17 protein-coding genes are annotated in these 18,028 nt (G+C 65.4%); 11 read left to right on the forward strand and 6 right to left on the reverse strand.

The genetic code is table 11. The features are described 5' to 3' along the window. Nucleotides 1-10: 10 nt before the first annotated feature. Complete coding sequence (locus G4223_RS15830) at nt 11-778, reverse strand: NAD kinase (protein ID WP_163681763.1); 768 nt, start codon at nt 776-778, stop codon at nt 11-13. A gap of 134 nt (nt 779-912) precedes the next feature. Between G4223_RS15830 and G4223_RS15835 the strand changes: the two genes are divergently transcribed. Then, nucleotides 913-1,617: a methyltransferase domain-containing protein gene (locus G4223_RS15835; protein WP_163681764.1), complete on the forward strand. Its 705-nt coding sequence runs from the start codon at nt 913-915 to the stop codon at nt 1,615-1,617. Between the two features lie 10 nt (nt 1,618-1,627). On the opposite strand, the gene moaA is transcribed toward G4223_RS15835, so the two are convergent. Further along, nucleotides 1,628-2,614 carry a GTP 3',8-cyclase MoaA gene (gene moaA, locus G4223_RS15840; RefSeq protein WP_163681767.1) on the reverse strand — a complete coding sequence of 329 codons (987 nt, stop codon included), beginning with the start codon at nt 2,612-2,614 and terminating at the stop codon, nt 1,628-1,630. A gap of 150 nt (nt 2,615-2,764) precedes the next feature. On the opposite strand from moaA, the gene G4223_RS15845 reads away from it, so the two are divergent. From G4223_RS15845 to G4223_RS15855, 3 genes are all read left to right on the forward strand, one after another. Next, nucleotides 2,765-3,283 carry a DUF2478 domain-containing protein gene (locus G4223_RS15845; protein ID WP_163681768.1) on the forward strand — a complete coding sequence of 173 codons (519 nt, stop codon included), beginning with the start codon at nt 2,765-2,767 and terminating at the stop codon, nt 3,281-3,283. 66 nt (nt 3,284-3,349) lie between these two features. Next, a complete protein-coding gene (locus G4223_RS15850) occupies nt 3,350-4,867 on the forward strand; it encodes an MBOAT family protein (RefSeq protein WP_163681770.1) in 1,518 nt (505 codons plus the stop codon). Nucleotides 4,868-4,876: 9 nt separating this feature from the next. Then, a complete protein-coding gene (locus tag G4223_RS15855; protein ID WP_163681771.1) occupies nt 4,877-5,818 on the forward strand; it encodes a hypothetical protein in 942 nt (313 codons plus the stop codon). On the opposite strand, the gene G4223_RS15860 is transcribed toward G4223_RS15855, so the two are convergent. Continuing rightward, a complete protein-coding gene (locus tag G4223_RS15860; protein WP_163681773.1) occupies nt 5,803-7,806 on the reverse strand; it encodes an alginate lyase family protein in 2,004 nt (667 codons plus the stop codon). The two genes, G4223_RS15855 and G4223_RS15860, sit on opposite strands and share 16 nt — an antisense overlap. Nucleotides 7,807-7,910: 104 nt before the next feature. On the opposite strand from G4223_RS15860, the gene G4223_RS15865 reads away from it, so the two are divergent. Together G4223_RS15865 and G4223_RS15870 are read left to right on the forward strand one after the other, a co-directional pair. Beyond that, nucleotides 7,911-8,624 (forward strand): glycosyltransferase family 2 protein, encoded by a 714-nt coding sequence (locus G4223_RS15865; protein WP_163681775.1) that lies wholly within the window; start codon nt 7,911-7,913, stop codon nt 8,622-8,624. Between the two features lie 35 nt (nt 8,625-8,659). Next, on the forward strand, nt 8,660-9,793 hold the full coding sequence (locus G4223_RS15870; protein WP_163681777.1) for a glycosyltransferase family 4 protein: 1,134 nt from the start codon (nt 8,660-8,662) through the stop codon (nt 9,791-9,793). A 1-nt stretch (nt 9,794) separates the two neighbouring features. Here the strand turns inward: G4223_RS15870 and G4223_RS15875 are convergent, their stop codons facing one another. Both G4223_RS15875 and G4223_RS15880 read right to left on the reverse strand, forming a co-directional pair. After that, nucleotides 9,795-11,036, reverse strand: a complete 1,242-nt coding sequence (locus tag G4223_RS15875; RefSeq protein WP_163681779.1) for a DegT/DnrJ/EryC1/StrS family aminotransferase — start codon at nt 11,034-11,036, stop codon at nt 9,795-9,797. After that, nucleotides 11,033-12,199 carry a radical SAM protein gene (locus G4223_RS15880; RefSeq protein ID WP_163681781.1) on the reverse strand — a complete coding sequence of 389 codons (1,167 nt, stop codon included), beginning with the start codon at nt 12,197-12,199 and terminating at the stop codon, nt 11,033-11,035. Before G4223_RS15880 ends, G4223_RS15875 begins: the two co-directional genes overlap by 4 nt. 235 nt (nt 12,200-12,434) lie before the next feature. Between G4223_RS15880 and G4223_RS15885 the strand changes: the two genes are divergently transcribed. The 3 genes from G4223_RS15885 to G4223_RS15895 are packed head-to-tail and all read left to right on the forward strand — an operon-like array spanning nt 12,435 to nt 15,027. Continuing rightward, nucleotides 12,435-13,220, forward strand: coding sequence for a hypothetical protein (locus tag G4223_RS15885; RefSeq protein ID WP_163681783.1), 786 nt, complete (start codon nt 12,435-12,437; stop codon nt 13,218-13,220). Further along, complete coding sequence (locus G4223_RS15890) at nt 13,217-13,984, forward strand: glycosyltransferase family 2 protein (RefSeq protein ID WP_241004164.1); 768 nt, start codon at nt 13,217-13,219, stop codon at nt 13,982-13,984. The genes G4223_RS15885 and G4223_RS15890 overlap by 4 nt, the downstream gene beginning before the upstream one ends. Before the next feature lie 5 nt (nt 13,985-13,989). After that, entirely contained in the window at nt 13,990-15,027 is a 1,038-nt protein-coding gene (locus tag G4223_RS15895; RefSeq protein WP_163681785.1) for a glycosyltransferase, read from the forward strand. 12 nt (nt 15,028-15,039) lie between these two features. On the opposite strand, the gene galE is transcribed toward G4223_RS15895, so the two are convergent. Beyond that, entirely contained in the window at nt 15,040-16,023 is a 984-nt protein-coding gene (gene galE / locus G4223_RS15900) for a UDP-glucose 4-epimerase GalE (protein WP_163681787.1), read from the reverse strand. 147 nt (nt 16,024-16,170) lie between these two features. On the opposite strand from galE, the gene G4223_RS15905 reads away from it, so the two are divergent. Next, on the forward strand, nt 16,171-17,454 hold the full coding sequence (locus G4223_RS15905) for an RsmB/NOP family class I SAM-dependent RNA methyltransferase (protein ID WP_163681789.1): 1,284 nt from the start codon (nt 16,171-16,173) through the stop codon (nt 17,452-17,454). Nucleotides 17,455-17,471: 17 nt separating this feature from the next. Further along, a complete protein-coding gene (gene gmhB / locus G4223_RS15910) occupies nt 17,472-18,014 on the forward strand; it encodes a D-glycero-beta-D-manno-heptose 1,7-bisphosphate 7-phosphatase (RefSeq protein ID WP_163681792.1) in 543 nt (180 codons plus the stop codon). The last annotated feature ends 14 nt before the right edge of the window (nt 18,015-18,028 follow it).

Below are 18,028 nucleotides of genomic sequence, written 5' to 3' on the forward strand. Positions count from 1 at the left end.
TTCATATGGCTCAGGGGACGAACTGCTCGGCGATGATGCGCTCTTCCAGATTGTGTTCCGGGTCGAACATCAAGGTCAGGTCGATGGAACGGTCTTCGTAGATATCCACCTCGGCTACGTCGCGGGCCTCGGTGTAGTCGGCCACCGCCGACACCGGCCGCTTGTCGGCTTCCAGGATCTCGAACGTCACCTTGGCGGTGTGCGGCAGCAACGCCCCGCGCCAGCGCCGGGGGCGGAAGGCGGAAATGGGCGTCAGCGCCAGGATGCCGGCGCCCAACGGAATGATCGGGCCGTGCGCCGACAGGTTGTAGGCGGTGGAGCCGGCCGGGCTCGAGACCAGCACGCCGTCGCAGATCATTTCTTCCAGACGCTGTTTGCCGTCGATGCGGATACGAAGCTTGGCCGCCTGACGGGTCTCGCGCAGCAGCGACACTTCGTTGATGGCCAAAGCGTCGACCGCCGTGCCGTTCCTGAGCTTGGCCAGCATGCGCAACGGGTGCAGGACCACACCTTGCGCCTTGCGCAACCGCTCGATCAGGCCGTGTTCGCGGAAGGTGTTCATCAAGAAACCGACCGAGCCGCGGTTCATACCGTAGATGGGCACATGGCGGTCGATGTAGCGGTGCAGCATCTCCAGCATGAAACCGTCGCCGCCCAACGCCACGATCAGGTCGGCCTCTTCCGGCGCGACATGGGGATAGCGGTCTTCCAGGCGCTTGCGCCCCGCGTTGCCGGCCTCGGTATCGGCCGAGACGAAAGCGATCTTCGGAAAATCCATGACCAAGCCCGCCGGAGGTTGAGGCCGGCACTATACACCGCACCGCGAAAGGGTTGCCAGGGGTGTGGTTTTTCGGTGGGCGGCCGGAATGGGGCTGGTTATACTCGCCGCCTTCTCACCAGGGGGAAATCGGTGTGAGCGCCGCATTCGACAAGCCGGAAGATTTCTATCAGGTCTACGACCGCCACCGGACCTATGTCCGGGCCGATCTGCGCAAGAAGCACATCCGCGACTTCACCGCCAACGTCTGGAACCCGGCCGGCTTCACCCCCGGCATGCGGGTGCTGGAACTGGGGTGCGGGGTCGGCCTGTTCCTGGCTTTCCTGCGCGCCATGGGCGTGAAGGACGTCACCGGCGTCGAGATGGATCCCAAGGTCAAGGAATTCATGCCGGCCGACCTGGCGGCGTTGGTGCACACCACCACCTTCGAGGACTTCCTGGGCCGCGAGGGCCTGGGGCAGTTCGACCGCATCGTCATGCTGGACGTGTTCGAGCATTTCTCGCCGGCCGAGGGCGTGGCGCTGTTGCGGCGTTTCGCCCAATTGCTAGCCCCCGGCGGCAAGCTGGTGATCCGGGTGCCCAACATGGCCTCGCCCTGGGGTTTGCAATATCAATACAACGACCTGACACACAAAGGCTTCTACGCGCCGGGCAACATCCGCCAGCTCGCCCTGGCGGCCGGTTGGGACGCCGAGGCGTGTTTGCCGTCGCGGCGCGGCAGCACGGTGCGACGCCTGACCGAAGCGGCGTTCGAGTGTCTGATGAACAAGGTCCTGACCGATCCGCCGCCGGTGTGGACGGCCAATTTCATCGCCGTCCTGTCTCCTCAGCGGAACTGAACACCGACGCTCAGCCGCCGGTCACGCTCATGTGGCGGGACACGGCGGGGGCCAAGCCTCGGCCAATGACGAAATCGTGGCCCTGGGGCTTGCGGGCGATGGCGGCGTCGATGGCGGCATCCAACAGATGGTCGCCCTCGCTGGCCCGCATGGGGGTGCGCAGATCGACCGCGTCCTCGTGACCCAGGCACATGAACAACGTCCCGGTACAGGTGACGCGCACGCGGTTGCACGATTCGCAGAAATTGTGGGTCATCGGTGTGATGAAGCCGATGCGCCGGCCGGTTTCGGCGACGGTGACATAACGGGCGGGGCCGCCGGTCCGGTAGTCGTTGTCGGCAAGCGTCCAGCGCCGTTCCAGTCCGGCCCGCACCTGGGACAACGGCAAGTACTGGTCCGTGCGGTCGGCGCGGATTTCGCCCAGGGGCATGGTTTCGATCAGGCACAGGTCGAAACCGTGGCCGCCGCACCATTCCACCATGCGGTCGAACTGGTGTTCGTTGACCCCTTTCATCGCCACCATGTTGACCTTGACCGCAAGGCCGGCGGTCTTGGCCGCCATGATGCCGTCCAGAACCTGTTCCAGCCGGCCCCAGCGGGTGATTCCGGTGAAGGTGCCGGCGTCCAGGGTATCAAGCGAGACATTGATCCGGCGCATACCGGCGGCGGCCAGTCCTTCGGCGTGCTTGGCCAATTGGGTGCCGTTGGTGGTCAGCGTCACCTCGTCCAGGGCGCCGGCCTTGACCAGCGCCCCCAGACCGCCGACCAGACCCATGACGCCGCGCCGCACCAGGGGTTCGCCGCCGGTCAGGCGGATCTTCCTCACGCCCTTGCGCACGAAGGCGCCGCACAGCCGCTCCAGTTCCTCGAGCGACAGCACCTCGGCCTTGGGCAGGAACGACATGTCTTCGGCCATGCAATAGACGCAGCGAAGGTCGCAGCGGTCGGTCACCGACACGCGCAGATAGCTTATCCGCCGTCCAAAGGGGTCGATCATACGTTTCCTCCCGATCCCGCATATGTGGATTGCCCGGACGGAATCCAACATGGGCGATCTGGAAGGAAAGGGGCTTGGCTTTGGTCAAGCGTCACTCGGATTCTGTTATCCTCCGCTCTTGAAAAGACAGACCGACGGGACAGCGCGATCATGACCGAGAACTGCCGCGATCAGAAAATCGGCGCAATCCCTTATGTACACGGCATGGCGCCGGAAACGCTGATGGCAAGCTTCGCCGAGGATCTGGCGCGTCGCGGTTACCGTGTCGGCGGCCTGTTGCAGACCACGCAGCGAACCGGCCGCAAGCGTATGCTCGCCGTCGAGTTGGACAGCGGACGGCAAATCCCGCTATCCCAGAACCTGGGACCGCAATCGCAATCCTGTTCCCTGGACCCGGCGGCCCTGGCCGAGGCGTCGGGAGCCGTCCGCCGCGCGGTCGCCGACCGCGTGGATCTGGTCATCGTCAGCAAGTTTTCCAAACTGGAAGCGGCCGGGCAGGGATTGGCGGCGGAATTGCTGAGCGCCATGGCCGAGGGACTGAATGTCCTGACGGCGGTGCCCGAGGACATGGTCGGGCAATGGCGCCATTTCACCGGCGGGCAGGGTGCCGTCTTGCCGGCTACGGCCGCCGGTTTGTGGCGGTGGTGGGGAAACGGGCAGGCGGGGTGAAAGCTCTTGTGAGCCGGTTGCGTTCCTTCTAGAAACTGGCCACAGGGCGAGAAGAGGGGCGGGCACGTGCTGTTCAGCAGTTTTGAATTCATCTTCTGCTTCCTGCCGCTTGTCCTGATTGGAAGCGTCCTCGTCGCCAGGTTGGGCGACAAGGCGATAAAGCTTTATCTCGGGGCCGCGTCCCTGGTCTTCTACGCCTGGTGGTCGACGACCTTCGTCTGGCTCTTGGTATTTTCCATCGCCGCCAACTACGCCCTTCTGACGCTGGCCTTGCATCGCCCCGCCGGCAGCCGTTGGCGTCATCGGGTCATGATCGCCGGCATCGTCTTCAACCTCGGCATCCTGTCCTGGTTCAAATACGCCGGCTTCCTGGCGTTCAACCTGTCCTTGGTGAGCGGGGCCCATTTCGACCTGGGGGCGATCATCCTGCCGCTGGGAATTTCGTTCTTCACCTTCCAGAAGGTGGCGCTGTTGGTGGACGTCAACCGCGGTCATGTGGAAGACATCGCCTTTCCCGACTTCCTGTTGTTCGTCACCTTCTTTCCGCAATTGATCGCCGGTCCCATCGTCCTTTATCCCGAGGTCGCCTGGCAGTTCCGCCAGCCCGGACGGCTTGGCGTTCGCACCGCCGGCATGCAGGTCGGCCTGACCCTGTTCGCCATCGGGCTGGCGAAAAAGGTTTTCCTGGCCGACAACCTGGAGCGTTTCGCCACCCCGCTGTTCAACGCCGCCACCACCGGCAAGCTGTTGTCCGCCGGCGACGCCTGGATCGGGGCCCTGGCCTATACGCTGCAACTCTATTTCGACTTTTCCGGCTATTCGGACATGGCGATCGGGCTGGCCGCCATGTTCGGCATCGCCCTGCCGGTCAACTTCCTGTCGCCGTACAAGTCGCGCTCGATCATCGAATTCTGGCGACGCTGGCACGTCACCTTGTCCCACTTCCTGCGGGTCTACCTGTATTTCCCGCTGGGAGGGAACCGCTCGGGACCGGTCCGGCGGCAAATGAACCTGATGATCGTCATGTTCCTGGGTGGATTGTGGCACGGTGCCGCCTGGACCTTCGTCGCCTGGGGCGTGCTGCATGGTTTCTATCTGGTGGTGAACCACATGTGGCGCACCTTGGTCGCCGCCATGGGCTGGCGCCTGCCCGGCGTGCTGCGCCTGCCGGCGACGGCGGCAAGCTGGGCCGTCACCTTCGTCGCCGTCGTCGCCGCCTGGGTATTGTTCCGCGCCGACGGATTCCCGGCGGCATGGTCGATCCTGTCGGCGATGTTCGCGCCATCCTCGTTGGCCGCCCTGCCAGGCTGGGCGGCGCAGACATCGCCGATTCCCAGGGTCGGCGACGCCGGGAACTGGCTGGCCGGCGGGTTGGCCGTCGCCTTGCTGCTTCCCAACAGCCGCGAGCTCCTGGGGCGGGCCTTTCCCCTGGTCGAGGCCGGGGCGGACGCGGCCCTGGCGGCCCCCGGACGCCGTCTGGCCTGGCGGCCAAGCCCGGCATGGGCGGCATGGGCGGCGTTGTGTCTGGTTCTGGGCATCTTGGGGCTGTCGCAGCCGCAAGTGTTCATCTATTTCCAATTCTAGTGTCACACGATGCGCTATCTGACCCTCACCCTCGGTCTTGCCGTCGCCACCCTGGCCGTCATCTTCGCCACCCTGTGGCGGCTTGATCCCTATGGCTATTACGGCCGTTTCCCCAAGGGCCTTTACACCGACGGGACCTTTCGCCACGTCAAGGCCCTGCTGGTCCGCGAAGCCCGCCCCGACCTGGTGGTCCTGGGGGCGTCGACCGCCGTGCCCATCGATCCCGCCGCCTTGGGCCAGTGCCGCGCCTTCAACGGCGCCTTCAACGGCGCGCGGCCCCAGGAACTGGTGTACATGGCGCGCGACATCCTGCCCGACAGCGTCCACGCCGCGTTGGTCGGACTGGATTTCTTCGCCTTCAACAAAGCCACCGGCATGGGCTACGACAATCCCGATTTCGGCCGGATGACCTGGTCCAAGACCATGGCCTACACCTTGTCCTTCCAGGCCCTGCGCGAAGCCAAGTTCGTGTCGAAAATGGCCCGTTTCGACCGTCAGCAGGTTCTGGACCGCGGCAACGGCGCCCGTCTGGACGCGGCGGTCAACGCCGAGAACGACGCCAAGTCGCCCAAGATCGACCACGCCACCGAACTGGCCTGGGTCCGTCACGACATTTTCGGCGGCTGGAGCTATGACACCGCCGGCCGGAACCATCTGGAACAGTTACGCGACGCCTTGGCAGGGCGCGGCATCACGGCCGCGGTATACGTCACCCCCATGAGCGACAGCCTGTTGGCGCTGTTGCAGGAAATGGGCATCACCCCCGACCTGGAGCGTTTCCGGCGGGACGTGCTGGAGGTTTTCCCTGACGCGGTGGACTTCACCGGCACCATGTCCGACAACCGCCTGTTCATGAAACGCGATCCGCTGCACTTTCCCCAGGCGACCGCCAACCAACTGGCCCATGACGTTCTGGCCCGGCACGGCCTGTGCGGCTATCGCAAGCCGTAACCGGCGGAGAAGGGGGGGAGACCGTCCCATGGCGGCGGCAACCGACCGGGCGCGGTGACCACGTGGCGTTCCACCTCGGTCGCGCTGGTGACTTCCAATCCTGCCTCCAGGTCCTCGACCACCACCCGGCCGTCGGCGACACCGACCCGACGATAGACGGGTAACCCGAAACCGTGGTGAAGGCCGACGAATCCAGTGGCGGAGGCCCGCACCACCTGAGCACGGGCGCGGTCTTCAAGCTGGAACGGCGCCAAAAGCCGGGCCGGTTCCATATCGGCGCGGCGCGGCGCGAAATGGGCCAGAACCGAACGGTAGCGATTCCGCTCGGCAAGGTCGGCGGTGTAGACGAAGGTTCCCGGATCGGCCACCCAATCGACGCCGTCCACCTCGAGTTCCACCGCCAACTGGTCGTTATGGGCGTGGCCGCCCTGACCGTTCTGACCGATGGGGCCGCAGCGCACCGCCAGGAAACACCGATCATTCCGCCAGATATACAGCCCGAAGGCCGGCAGGAAACAGGGGCGCAAACCGTCAAGGGCCGCCGCGTCGGGCAAATGGAACTCGACCCGCGCCACCCGCCGGGCCACACCGTCGCCGGCGTGGACCTCGGGAACGGCATCGGCACCGGCCGCCGTCCGCGGATGGCGGCGCCCCGCCAGGGCGGCGACCACCGCCGCCTCGGGGGCCGCCCATTCGGGCATACTCCAGGCGGGCGTGAACAGACCGGACGCCGCCGCCCACAAGGAGGTGAAATCCAAGACCCGTTCGGCGGTGCCGTCCACCGCCGGCACAAGCTTGAAGAACCGGCCGGAATCGTTGTCGCCCACCTGGATGGCCCGGCCCGACGGCTTGGTCACCGCGACGGCGAAATCCACCGCCCGTTCGACGATGTCCACGTATTCTTTCGGTAGCCGGTCGGCCAGCAAGGCGGTGGCATAGAGCGCCATTTCCGCGGACAGCCGATGATAGGCGGTGGACGCCTCGAAATTGCCGCCATCGGCCAGGAACTGACGCTTCAGTTCCGCCGCCAGCTGCTCGGCGGCGAAGTCGCGCCAAGCGGCGGCCTCTTCCCCCGGCAGGACGGCGGCGGCAAAGGCCAGACCGCAGATGTCGGCCAGATAATGGTTGCCCCGATGCTCGCCGGTCCATTCCAGATGAGCCATGACGAAACGGCCATGATCGACCATGGCGCCGGCAAAAGCCTTTTCGAAAACCTCATCCGGCACCGCGCCTCCGGCCAACAGAAGCTCGCGCGCCAGCACCATGTTGGCGGCGCGGATGGCGACATCCATGGCGCACGCCCAATTGACCCCCCAGCCGGGAGGATTCGAGCCCAGGAAATCCAAAATCTGGTTGCGCACCTCGCGGGCCAGTTCGGGCGTGCCGTCGATCGCGAACAACAGGGCCAGTTGCGGCAAATGCTGAAGCCGGGCCAGTTCCCACGGCACCTTGATGTCGATTCCCGGCAAGTGGCCATAGGATACGGTCGGCCCCCACGCCCGCACCGACCATCGGTAGCCGGATTTGAAATCGACCTGCCAGTCGATGGGACGATAGGCCGGATCGTCGACCGCGTCGAGCAGCGCTCGGGCGGGGGCGCGGTTGGCCGGCCAATGTCCGTCCGCCAACGCCGCGCGCCACCCGTCACCCAAGGCCGGCCCGGCGGAATAGCCGTGCTCTCCGAAACCGGCATGGCTGTCGCCATGGCCGACGCGGACCCAGCCCGAGCCCAAAAGGTCGAAACGATGCTCCAGATAAAGCGGGGCCAATCGCGCCAGCGTTTCGCGGCACGCCGCCAGGGCCGAACGCTCCAACGGCGCCAGCAGACGGGCCAGCGGACCATCCGGCGCGGCGGCATAGGACCGGCGTGCGCGATGCCAGCGCCCGACAACATGACGGCGCAACAGACGCAGGCCGACACGCGCGGCCTTGCGCGCCACCAGATGCGGCGGCATCGACAGGGCATGGCGCAAGAGATGGATCGACATGGCTGATTGCTTACCATCCTTGGACAATTTCGCCAATCTCCACTAGCCAACCGACGGTCAAACCCGTATGAACGGTGGCATCGCCATTTGAGTTCGGATTCGTCATGTCGCTGAATACGCTGACCGTCGTCATTCCTTGCTACAACGAAGAAAACACTCTCGAAACCATCGTTGGCCGCGTTCTCGAAGCCGACCGCTGCGGGCTGGGAATCGAGATCGTGATCGTTGACGACGGCTCACGTGATCGTTCGGTCGAGGTGATGAAGGCGCTGGCCGAGAAGCATCCCGAGATCCAATGCGCCTTCCATGGCGTCAACCAGGGCAAGGGCGCCGCGCTGCGGACCGGTTTCACCAAAGCGACCGGTGATGTCGTGCTGGTTCAGGACGCCGACCTTGAATACAGCCCCAACGACTATCCCAAGCTGTTGAAGCCGTTGCTGGACGGCCGCGCCGACGTGGTGTTCGGATCGCGCTTCAAGGGCGGCGACGAAACCCGCGTCCTGTATTTCTGGCATTCCATCGGCAACGCCATGCTGACGCTGGCCAGCAACATGATGACCGACCTGAACCTCACCGACATGGAGACTTGCTACAAGGTCTTCAAGCGCGAGGTCATCCAGGGCATCGCCATCGTCGAGAACCGCTTCGGGTTCGAGCCCGAGATCACCGCCAAGATCGCCCGGCTGAAGCCGCGGCCGCGCATCTACGAGGTGGGCATCAGCTATTCCGGCCGCACTTACGAGGAAGGCAAGAAGATCGGCTGGCGTGACGGCGTCCGCGCTCTTTACTGCATCGTCCGCTACAGCCTGTTCGACTGAGCGGCGCGGTTCCGCCGCCCCGGCCCGAGGGACAGATGCGTATCCTGCACACCATTCCCGGCCGCAACTGGGGCGGCATGGAACACCGGACCATCGAACAGGTGCGCTGGCTGGTCGCCCATGGCCACGACGTGTGGCTGGCGGCACCCGCCGATGGCGAACCCTATCGCCGGGCCGCCGCCTTGGGCTTGCCGGTGGTCGCCATGAGTTTCGACCCGCCCTGGCACCCCGCCACCATCAAGGCCATGCGGGCGCTGGTGCGCGAGAAACGGATCGAGGTGATCGACGCCCACGTCACCCGTGACGCTAAGACGGCCCTGGCCTGCATGGACCTGTGCGCCCTGGTCCGTTCCCGCCACGTCAACCAGCCGCTCAAGACCAGCGCCGCGCGCCGCCTGCAATGGCGGCTGGCCGACCACGTCATCACCGTCGCCGGCTGCACGCGCGACCATCTGGTCGATATCGGGCTGGCCGATCCCAAGCGTTCCACCGCCATCGGCGGCTGGGCCGACGAAAGCTTCTTCCAGTTGGACGACCCGGTGGCCACCCGCGCCCGGCTGCGCGCCGAGACCGGCGTCGCGGAAGACGCCTTCGCCCTGGTCTGCGTCGGCATGCTGCGCCCCGACAAGGGCCAGAACTTCCTGCTCGACGCCCTGGCCCTGTTGAAGGCCCGAGGCATTGTTCCGACCCTGGTCCTGGCCGGGTCGGCCACCGCCGAAAGTGCCGATTACGAAAATGCTCTGCGCAACCAGGCCATGGCGCTGGACGTGCGTTTTCTCGGCTATCGCGACGACGTGTCGGCCCTGATGCAGATGGCCGACGCCGTAGTCATCCCGTCCCTGACCGAGGCGCAGCCGCGCGTGGCGGTCCAGGCCTTCGCCACCGGGCGGCCGGTGGTCGCCAGCGCGGTCGGCGGCGTCCCGGAAATCGTGGTGGACGGCACGACCGGCTGGCTGGTGCCGCCGGCGCAGCCGCAAGCCCTGGCCGACGCCATCGCCCGAGTGATCCGCACCCCCGACGAAGCCGCCAAGGTGGCCGACGGAGCCCGTCATCTCGCCGAACATTCCATGCGTTTCGACCACCGCATGGAGCAAACCCTGGCGACCTATCGGACCGCCCTGGAGCGGGCCCGACAGCGGCCGTTCCCGCTGCCGTCGGTGCGGGCTTAGCTCAAGACGCGCGCTGAAAATCCGCGATGGCGGCGGCAATACGGCGGATGTCCGTCTCGTCCAATGTCGGATACATGGGCACGAACAAGGTGTGGGCGCGTGTCCATTCGGCGTTGGGGGCACTGAACCCCATGCCGGCGAAAGCCGCCTCGGTGCTGAGCGCCGCCAGCAACATCGGGGCGGAATCCACACCCTGCCTCGACAACGCCGCCTTCAGGCGGGCCGGGTCCTCGACCACCAGCGGGAACAGCCAATAGCCGTTGTCGGCGCTGTCGCATTGCGGCGGCAACGCAACCTTGCCGTCCGGTTCGATCAGGCTGCGCAACAGCCGGCCGGCCGCCTGCCGCTTACTTTCTCGCGCGTCCAGATCCGGCAATAGCGACATCCCCAGACGTGCCTGGACGGCCGTGAAACGTTCGCGAAACACCGGTGGAAGACGGTCGCGCAAGACCACGGTCTTGTTGGTTTTCTGGTAACGCGCGAACCAATCGCCCGCCGCTGCCGTCAGCCGCAGCAACGGCAGGACGGTCAGGGAAAACAGCGGCGGCCAGGTGGCCGTCTTGATCACCAGGTTCTTGAGCGTTTCGGCCAGCATGGGGCCACGGCTGGCCGCACCCTCGGCCTCGGCGGCGCGATGCAGACGTTCAAGCAGGGCCGGATCCTCGGCCAGGACAATCCCTCCGTTGAGGGTGCACACCGATTTCAGCAAGCTGAGGCTGAAGATGGCGGCATGGCCGAAGGTTCCCACCCTTTGGCCGTCGTAACGGGCGGCAAAAGCCTGCGAACAATCCTCGACCAACATCACGCCACGGTCGTCGCAGATTTTCCGCAACCGCGGCATGTCGTGCACGTAACCGGACAGGTGGGTAACCAGCAACACCGCCGAACGCGGCGACAGTTTGCGCTCCAGGTCGTCTTCATCCAGACGGAACCCGCGGGGCTCCAGATCAACCACCACCGGAACGAAACCGGCCAGGCGGATGATGTTCACGAAATCCGCCACATGCAGCCCACCGATCAGGACCTCGGCCCCTTCAGCCAGGTCGAGACACCGCAGCAGGTGGAAGAACCCCATGCGCGCACGGCAAAAACACACCGCGTCCTGGCGACCGTAGCGGGCGGCGAAGGCCCGTTCGAACGCAGCGATCTCGGCGCCGCCACCTTGGGCGCCGGCAAGCGCCGCCGCGGTCCGCAACAGCGCCGGAAACGGCAACGGGATGGAAAGGCGGGGAATGGCCGTCATGACGCGGATTGGTCCTTGCTGGAAGAGAGAGCGGCGACGTCGTCGCCCAGGTCACGCCCCAGCGCCGGCAACCGGTTGACCAGCGGCAGGCCGGACATCAGGGCATTGAAGGAAGAATCCTGGGACCAGCAGATGCAACGGTTGCGCCGCCGCCGGACAAGATCGCGCTGTTGCAACATGGCCGGGCTGTTCCAAACAGCCTTGATCCCGTCGCGAAGCACATTCCCCACCGGTGGAAAGCGGGCCGCGCAGTGGACGACGTCGCCATCGGGCATGATCGACAGGCGCAGGAACGGCGACCAGCAGGGAGTGCTTTGCATCAAACTGTGCGGATCAAACCAATAGGTGGGAATGGACCCGAAATAGCGATTGCGGAACATGGGGAAACGTTCGCTGATGCGGGCGAAACCCGCCTCGACCCGCGCACGCTGGTCGGGCGCGAAAATGTGCTGTTCCAATTGTTCCTTGGATTTGCCGTGGGGATGGTCCTGATACCCCCAGGTGACCGGCTGGGCGGCGACCTTGTCCACCTTTTCCGACAGCATCTCGAGAATGGGAACCACCCGTTCCAAATTCCACGAGGTGATTACCGTGGTGGTCTTCAATTGCGGGCGGCTGCCCCGACGCCGGGCCTTGACCGCGTCGATCCCGCGCATGGCCGCCTCGAACAAACCGTCCAGATGACGGTTGCGGTCGTGTTCCGCCGGATCGTCGCTGTCGATGCTGACCACCACGTAATCCACGCCGCTGTCGACCACGTCTTGCGCATGACGCTCCAGCAACATGCCGTTGGTGACGATGTAACAGGTCAGGCCATGGCTTTTCAGCCGGCGGATCAGTGGGAACAACAGCGGACTCAGCAGCACTTCGCCACCGGTGAAGCCCACGACCCAGGTTCCGCTGGCGGCGATCTCGTCCGCCAGGGCCAGCGCCCGATCCAACGCCATTTCGGGCGGATGCCGCTTGTGAACCTTGTGCGTCGAGCAGAACGAACAAAAGGCATTGCAATCGAACGTCAGGTGCCACGTCAGGAACAACGGGCCCTGCGGAATCGGCCGATTGAGAACACGCCCCCACAAAATTCCGATGGCAAAAGTCGCGACACCACGAAGCAAACGCCGCAGCGACGTCGCCGGCATCACGCCCTTGTAGGAAAAAAGCATAAGCGCCCCGCCCCTTTTTTTAGGAGTCCGCGACTGTATCCTCTGAGCCAAACGTAATTCAATCGTTGGCTTGCCAGCCAAAAGCTCTTGCTTTTAATGTGCGGTTCACATGTCCGGTCGAGAGGCTCCTTTGCGCATAATCCGATACCTTCTCGTCGCCACCGCAATCGCAGCGGCGATCGTGGCGACGGTCCCTGCCGCACGGCGCCATGCCGCCGCCTGGTGGGATTTCTGGGTGTCTGACGGACCCTATCTCAGCCGAACCTTCATCTTGAAGAACTTCGTCGTCGCACCCGACGATCCCGAAGTCGGCGAGCTGATCGCCAACCCCGAATTCGTCGACCATCGCGGCCGCCGCGCCGATTTCCGCAAGCCCCTGGCGGAACAACTGTTGTTGCCGCTTTCCGATGAAGAGACGCAACGCTATCGGCAGTTCCTCGACGGCTATCTGGCCATCCTCGACCGGCATGACGGTCTGGACGACCGGCTTGCCCGGGAAATCACCGATTACATCTACCGCCAATGGCGACAAAACGCCGACTTGCCCTACAAGGACCTGTCGAACTGGAACAACCTGCCGGAGCATGCCCAACGTTTCGAGGATTTGACCGCCTATTTCGTCAATTCCAACAGCAGTTGCGGCACCATCGGCCAGACGACTTCCACGCTTTTGCGTTTCGCCGGCTTCAGGACCCGCACCATGTTGCTGTCCGGTCAGATTCCCGACGTCAACGCCGGCCACGTCTTCGCCGAATATTATTCGCCCGGCCTTAAGAAATGGGTGATGGTCGATGCCCAGCAAGACTTCATTCCCGACAATGGCCACACCTTGCTGAGCGCGTTCGAATTCTTCCCCCTCCGGGATCGAAGCGAAATTTTCCGCCGTGCCGGCATCAGCCGCTATGACAACGACACCGACGTCGTGCTGCACTTCACCCAGCGCGGCCCCATCGCCGAAAGGTACATGCTGGCCTGGGAACCGGAAGTGTGGGAAATACTGGCCCGGAAATGGAAAGAATGATGGCCGGAAATCCCACATTGAGTGTCCTGGTGGTGATCCACAACGAGGAACGGCGCCTTGCCGCCTGTCTGGACAGGCTGGGCTTCGCCGACGAACTGGTGGTCGTGCTCGACAAATGCGACGACGGCAGCAAGGCCATCGCCCAATCCCATGGTGCCCGCCTGGTCGAAGGCGCCTGGGAAATCGAGGGCGACCGGCGCAACACCGGCATCGCCGCCTGTCGCTGCGACTGGGTGCTCGAGGTGGATGCCGACGAGCACGTTCCCGAGGAACTGGCGGCGGAAATCCGCCAGGTGATCGCCGGCACCGCCTGCGACTGGCACGAAATCCCCGTCGACAACTACATCGGTACCCGGCTGGTCCGGCACGGCTGGGGCGGGTCGTACGGCAAGGCGGCCTATCCCGGTCTGTTTCGCAAGAACGCCAAAACCTGGGGCCGCGACCGCGTGCATCCGTCGCTGACCTGGCGCGGGCGCAAGGGCGCCATGTTGCGCAACCGGCTGCGCCACTACGTGGACGACGACATTTCCGACATGATCCGCCGTCTCGACAAATATTCCACCGCCAAGGCCCGTGACCTGCGCGAGAAGGGCGAGACCTGGGGCTCCACGGCCAGCAACCTGCGCCGTCTGGTCAGCCGCTTCTTTAAGTGCTATGTCCGCCGGGGAGGCTGGCGCGAAGGCGGCTACGGCTTCCTGATCGCCCTGTTCGCCGGGCTCTACCCGCTGCTCAGCCATTACAAGGCCAAATACGAAAAGGACTGATCCCCATGGCCCGGATCGTCATGACCGACGACGGCATCGTCTTCGACGGCCGCACGCTGGAGCAACGCCCCCTGGGGGGCGCCGAAACGTCGTTCATCGAAATGGCCAACGCCTTGGCGGCACGCGGCCACGACGTCCTTGTCTGCAACAAATGCGACGCCGAGGTGGTGCATCGCGGCGTCACCTGGCGGCCCATCGGCCAGGGCGTCCCCGCCGAGGCCGACCTTTACATTCCCAACCGGGGCGACAAGCTGTTGCAGCATTGCCGCAAGGCCGGACGGGTGATCTTCTGGATCCACAATCCCGCCGGCTACCTGCTCAAATGGCGCTATCAATGGAAACTGGCCTGGCGGCGTCCGGTGATCGTCTTTTCCGGCGCCAGCCATGCCGGAACCTATCCCGCCTGGGCCATGGCCGGGGGGCGTGAAATCGTTCCCTATGGCTTGACCGACCTGTTCCGCCACGCCACGCCACGCGATTGCGCCCCGCCGCCAAAAGCCGTGTTCACCTCGAACCCGTTACGCTCCCTGGACTGGCTGCTCGATCTGTGGGAAAGCCATATCCGCCCGGCGGTTCCCGGCGCCGAACTGCATGTGTTCGCCGGCACCGCCACCTACGGCGCCGCCGGCCAAGCCAAGGCCGGCCGCATGGGACCGGTGCTGGAACACGCCGCCGCCTTGGCCGACCAGGGCGTGGTGTTGCGCGGTCCGGTTCCCAAGGCACAATTGGTTGACGAGCTGGCGACCGCCCGTGCCCTGCTGTATCGCGGCGACATCGGCGAAACCTTTTGTTCGGCGGTAGCCGAAGCCCAGGCCATGGGATTGCCGGCCGTGCTGGAAGACATCGCCTGCATGCGCGAACGGGTGGTCGAGGGCCGAACCGGCTGGGCGGTCAAAGGGGCCGAAGCTTTCGCCGAGCGGGCCATCCGAATCCTGTCCGACGACGCCTTGTGGCAGGCCATGCACCGCGATTGCCTGAAGCTGCAAAACACCTGGGGCTGGGATCAGGCGGCGGCGGAATTCGAGCGCATCGCCGGCCTGTGATCCGTCTTGTCCTCAGTCGGCCCAGCCGGCGGCACGGTGCCAGACACAGGCCGAACCGACCATGGCCGCCAGAGTGGAATGGCCCGCCTTCCACCCCAGGACCTGCCTTGCCAAGGTGGAATCGGCGACCAGAACCGGGGTGTCGCCGGGGCGGCGCGGTTTTTCCCGCACCTTGACCCGGCACCCGGTCTGCCGCTCCACTTCGGCCACGATCTCACGCACGCTGAAACCGGTTCCGGTTCCCAAATTCAAGGGTTGGCCCAAGCCGCCGGCGCGCAGATGGTCGAACGCCAGCACATGGGCGGCGGCGATGTCCGAGACGTGGACATAGTCGCGGATGCCGGTGCCGTCGGGCGTATCGTAGTCGGTTCCCAGCACGTCCAGAACGAAGCCTGGGTCCAGCGCCGCCCGGATGGCCAGGGGAACAAGGTGGGTTTCGGGGCGATGCATCTCGCCGATGCCACCGTCCTTATCCGCACCGCAGGCGTTGAAATAACGCAGCGCTATGGATTGCAGGCCGGTACGGGCGGCACAATCGGCGATGATACGCTCGCACATCGCTTTCGACGCGCCGTAGGGGTTGATCGGCGCCAGCGGCGCGTCCTCGGCAACCGGACAGGTTTGGGGAACGCCGTAGATCGAAGCGGTGGAGGAAAACACCAGGATTCGGATGTCGGCGGCGGTCATGGCCTGCAACACGCTGATCATGCCGCCAACGTTGTCGGCATAGTAATCCAGCGGGCGTTCCACCGATTCACCAGCCATGATCAGTCCCGCCAGATGCAACACCGCCAACGGCCGGTGACGCTCAAGCACCGCCGTAAACGCCGCCATGTCGAGCACGGAAACCTGCTCCAACGGTCCCCACCGCACGGCGTCCCGGCGGCCGGTCCTGAGATCGTCGACCGCGACAGGTTGCAGGCCGCGTTCGGCCAGGGCCTTGCAGACGTGGCTGCCGATATAGCCGGCACCGCCGGTTACCACCACTCGATCCATGACCCCCCTCGCACGCCGCCACCCCGACGGGTGGCGACCATATACGTATGCCGGACCGCCGCTGTCAATTTCGCGGGAAAACGCTTGGCCGCCGCCACGGGTGGCGCCGGACTTTACCCGCCCCGGCCAATGGGCTAAGGGTGTGCCATGACACAAGCCGTATCAAACGCCCGCCATGTCGCGTTCGACCTGTTGGCCGACGTCCTCGACCGTCGCCGTCTGCTGGACGAGGCAACCACCGCCAACACGGCCTTTTCCGCTCTGGACAGCCGCGACCGTGCCTTCGTGCGCCGGTTGGTCGCCACCACCTTGCGCCGTCTCGGCCAAGTGGACGCCATCCTGGCGACCTTCGTCACCAAGTCGCCGCCCAAGGCCATCCGGCACCTGCTGCGTCTTGGCGCCACCCAGTTGCTGTTCCTGGAAACGCCCCCTCACGCCGCCATCGCCACCAGCGTCGAGTTGAGCCGGGTGCTGAAACTGGACGGCCTGTCCGGTCTGATCAATGCCGTGCTGCGCCGCATCGACCGCGACGGCCGCGCCATGGTCGCCGCCCAGGATGCCGCCCGTCTCGACATTCCTGGCTGGATGTACGAATCCTGGGAGGGGTATTACGGTGCCGGCACCGCCCATGCCGTGGCCTCGGCCTGCCTGGAAGAGGCGCCGCTTGACCTGACGGTGGCCGCCGACCCCGCCAGCTGGGCCGGCCGGTTGGACGCACGGCTGTTGCCCACCGGCTCGTTGCGCCGACACGGCGGCGACGTCACCGCGCTCGACGGCTTCGCCGAAGGCGGATGGTGGGTCCAAGACGCCGCCGCCGCCTTGCCGGCGCGCTTGCTGGGCGACGTCGCCGGACGCGAGATCGCCGATTTGTGCGCGGCTCCCGGCGGCAAGACCTTGCAATTGGCCGCCGCCGGCGCGCGCGTCACCGCCGTCGATCTGTCACGCAAGCGGTTGGAACGGGTGCGCGAGAACCTGGGGCGTCAACGCCTGTCGGCCGAAGTGGTTGCCGCCGACGTCGCCAGCTGGCAACCGGAACGGCTGTTCGACGCCGTCTTGCTGGATGCTCCGTGCAGCGCCACCGGCACCTTGCGGCGCCATCCCGACGGATTGCACCTGAAAAGCGCCCCCGAGGTGACAAAACTGGCCGGCGTCCAGGCTCGTCTGCTACGTGCCGCCGCGGCCCTGGTGCGGCCGGGGGGAACCTTGGTTTATTGCGTCTGCTCGCTGCAACCCGAGGAAAGCGAGCCGCAGATCGCCACCCTTCTGTCCGAAGGTGCGCCCTTCGTCCGCGAACCGGTGCGGCCCGAGGAAGTCGGCGGCCTGGATGAGTTGATCACCCCACAGGGCGATTTGCGGACCCTGCCTTGCCATCTTGCCGAACTTGGCGGGCTTGACGCTTTCTATGCCTGCCGCCTGCGTCGATCCGCCTGAGAATGTTGGACCCAAGAATGCCGCAATCCCGCCCCTTCGTGCTGATCGACCGTGACGGCACCCTCAACGTCGAAAAGCATTACCTTTCCGATCCCGACCAAATGGAGTTGCTGCCCGGCGCCGCGGCCGCTCTCAGGCGGCTGCGCGATGCCGGTTTCGGTATCGCCGTGCTGACCAATCAATCAGGAATCGCCCGCGGCTATTTCAGCCTGGACCGGCTGGAGGAGGTCCACGGCCGCCTGCGCGCCTTGCTGGCGGCGGAAGGAGTCGAACTGGACGGCATCTACCTGTGCCCGCACGGACCCGACGACGATTGCGACTGCCGCAAGCCGTTGCCGGGCATGGTCTTGCAGGCGGTGGCCGAACATGGTTTCGATCCCCGCCGCGCCTTCATGGTCGGCGACAAGGAAGTGGACGTGGAAATGGGGTTGGCGGTGGGCGCCACCACCTTTCTGGTGCGCACCGGACACGGCCACAAATTCGTGGCCGGAACCAAGGCCCACCATGTGGTGGACGACCTGGCCCAGGCGGCGGAAATCATCCTGGCCGCCCGGACCTGACGCGCACCACAACC

Source organism: Magnetospirillum aberrantis SpK, assembly GCF_011022235.1.
Taxonomy (GTDB): domain Bacteria; phylum Pseudomonadota; class Alphaproteobacteria; order Rhodospirillales; family Magnetospirillaceae; genus Magnetospirillum; species Magnetospirillum aberrantis.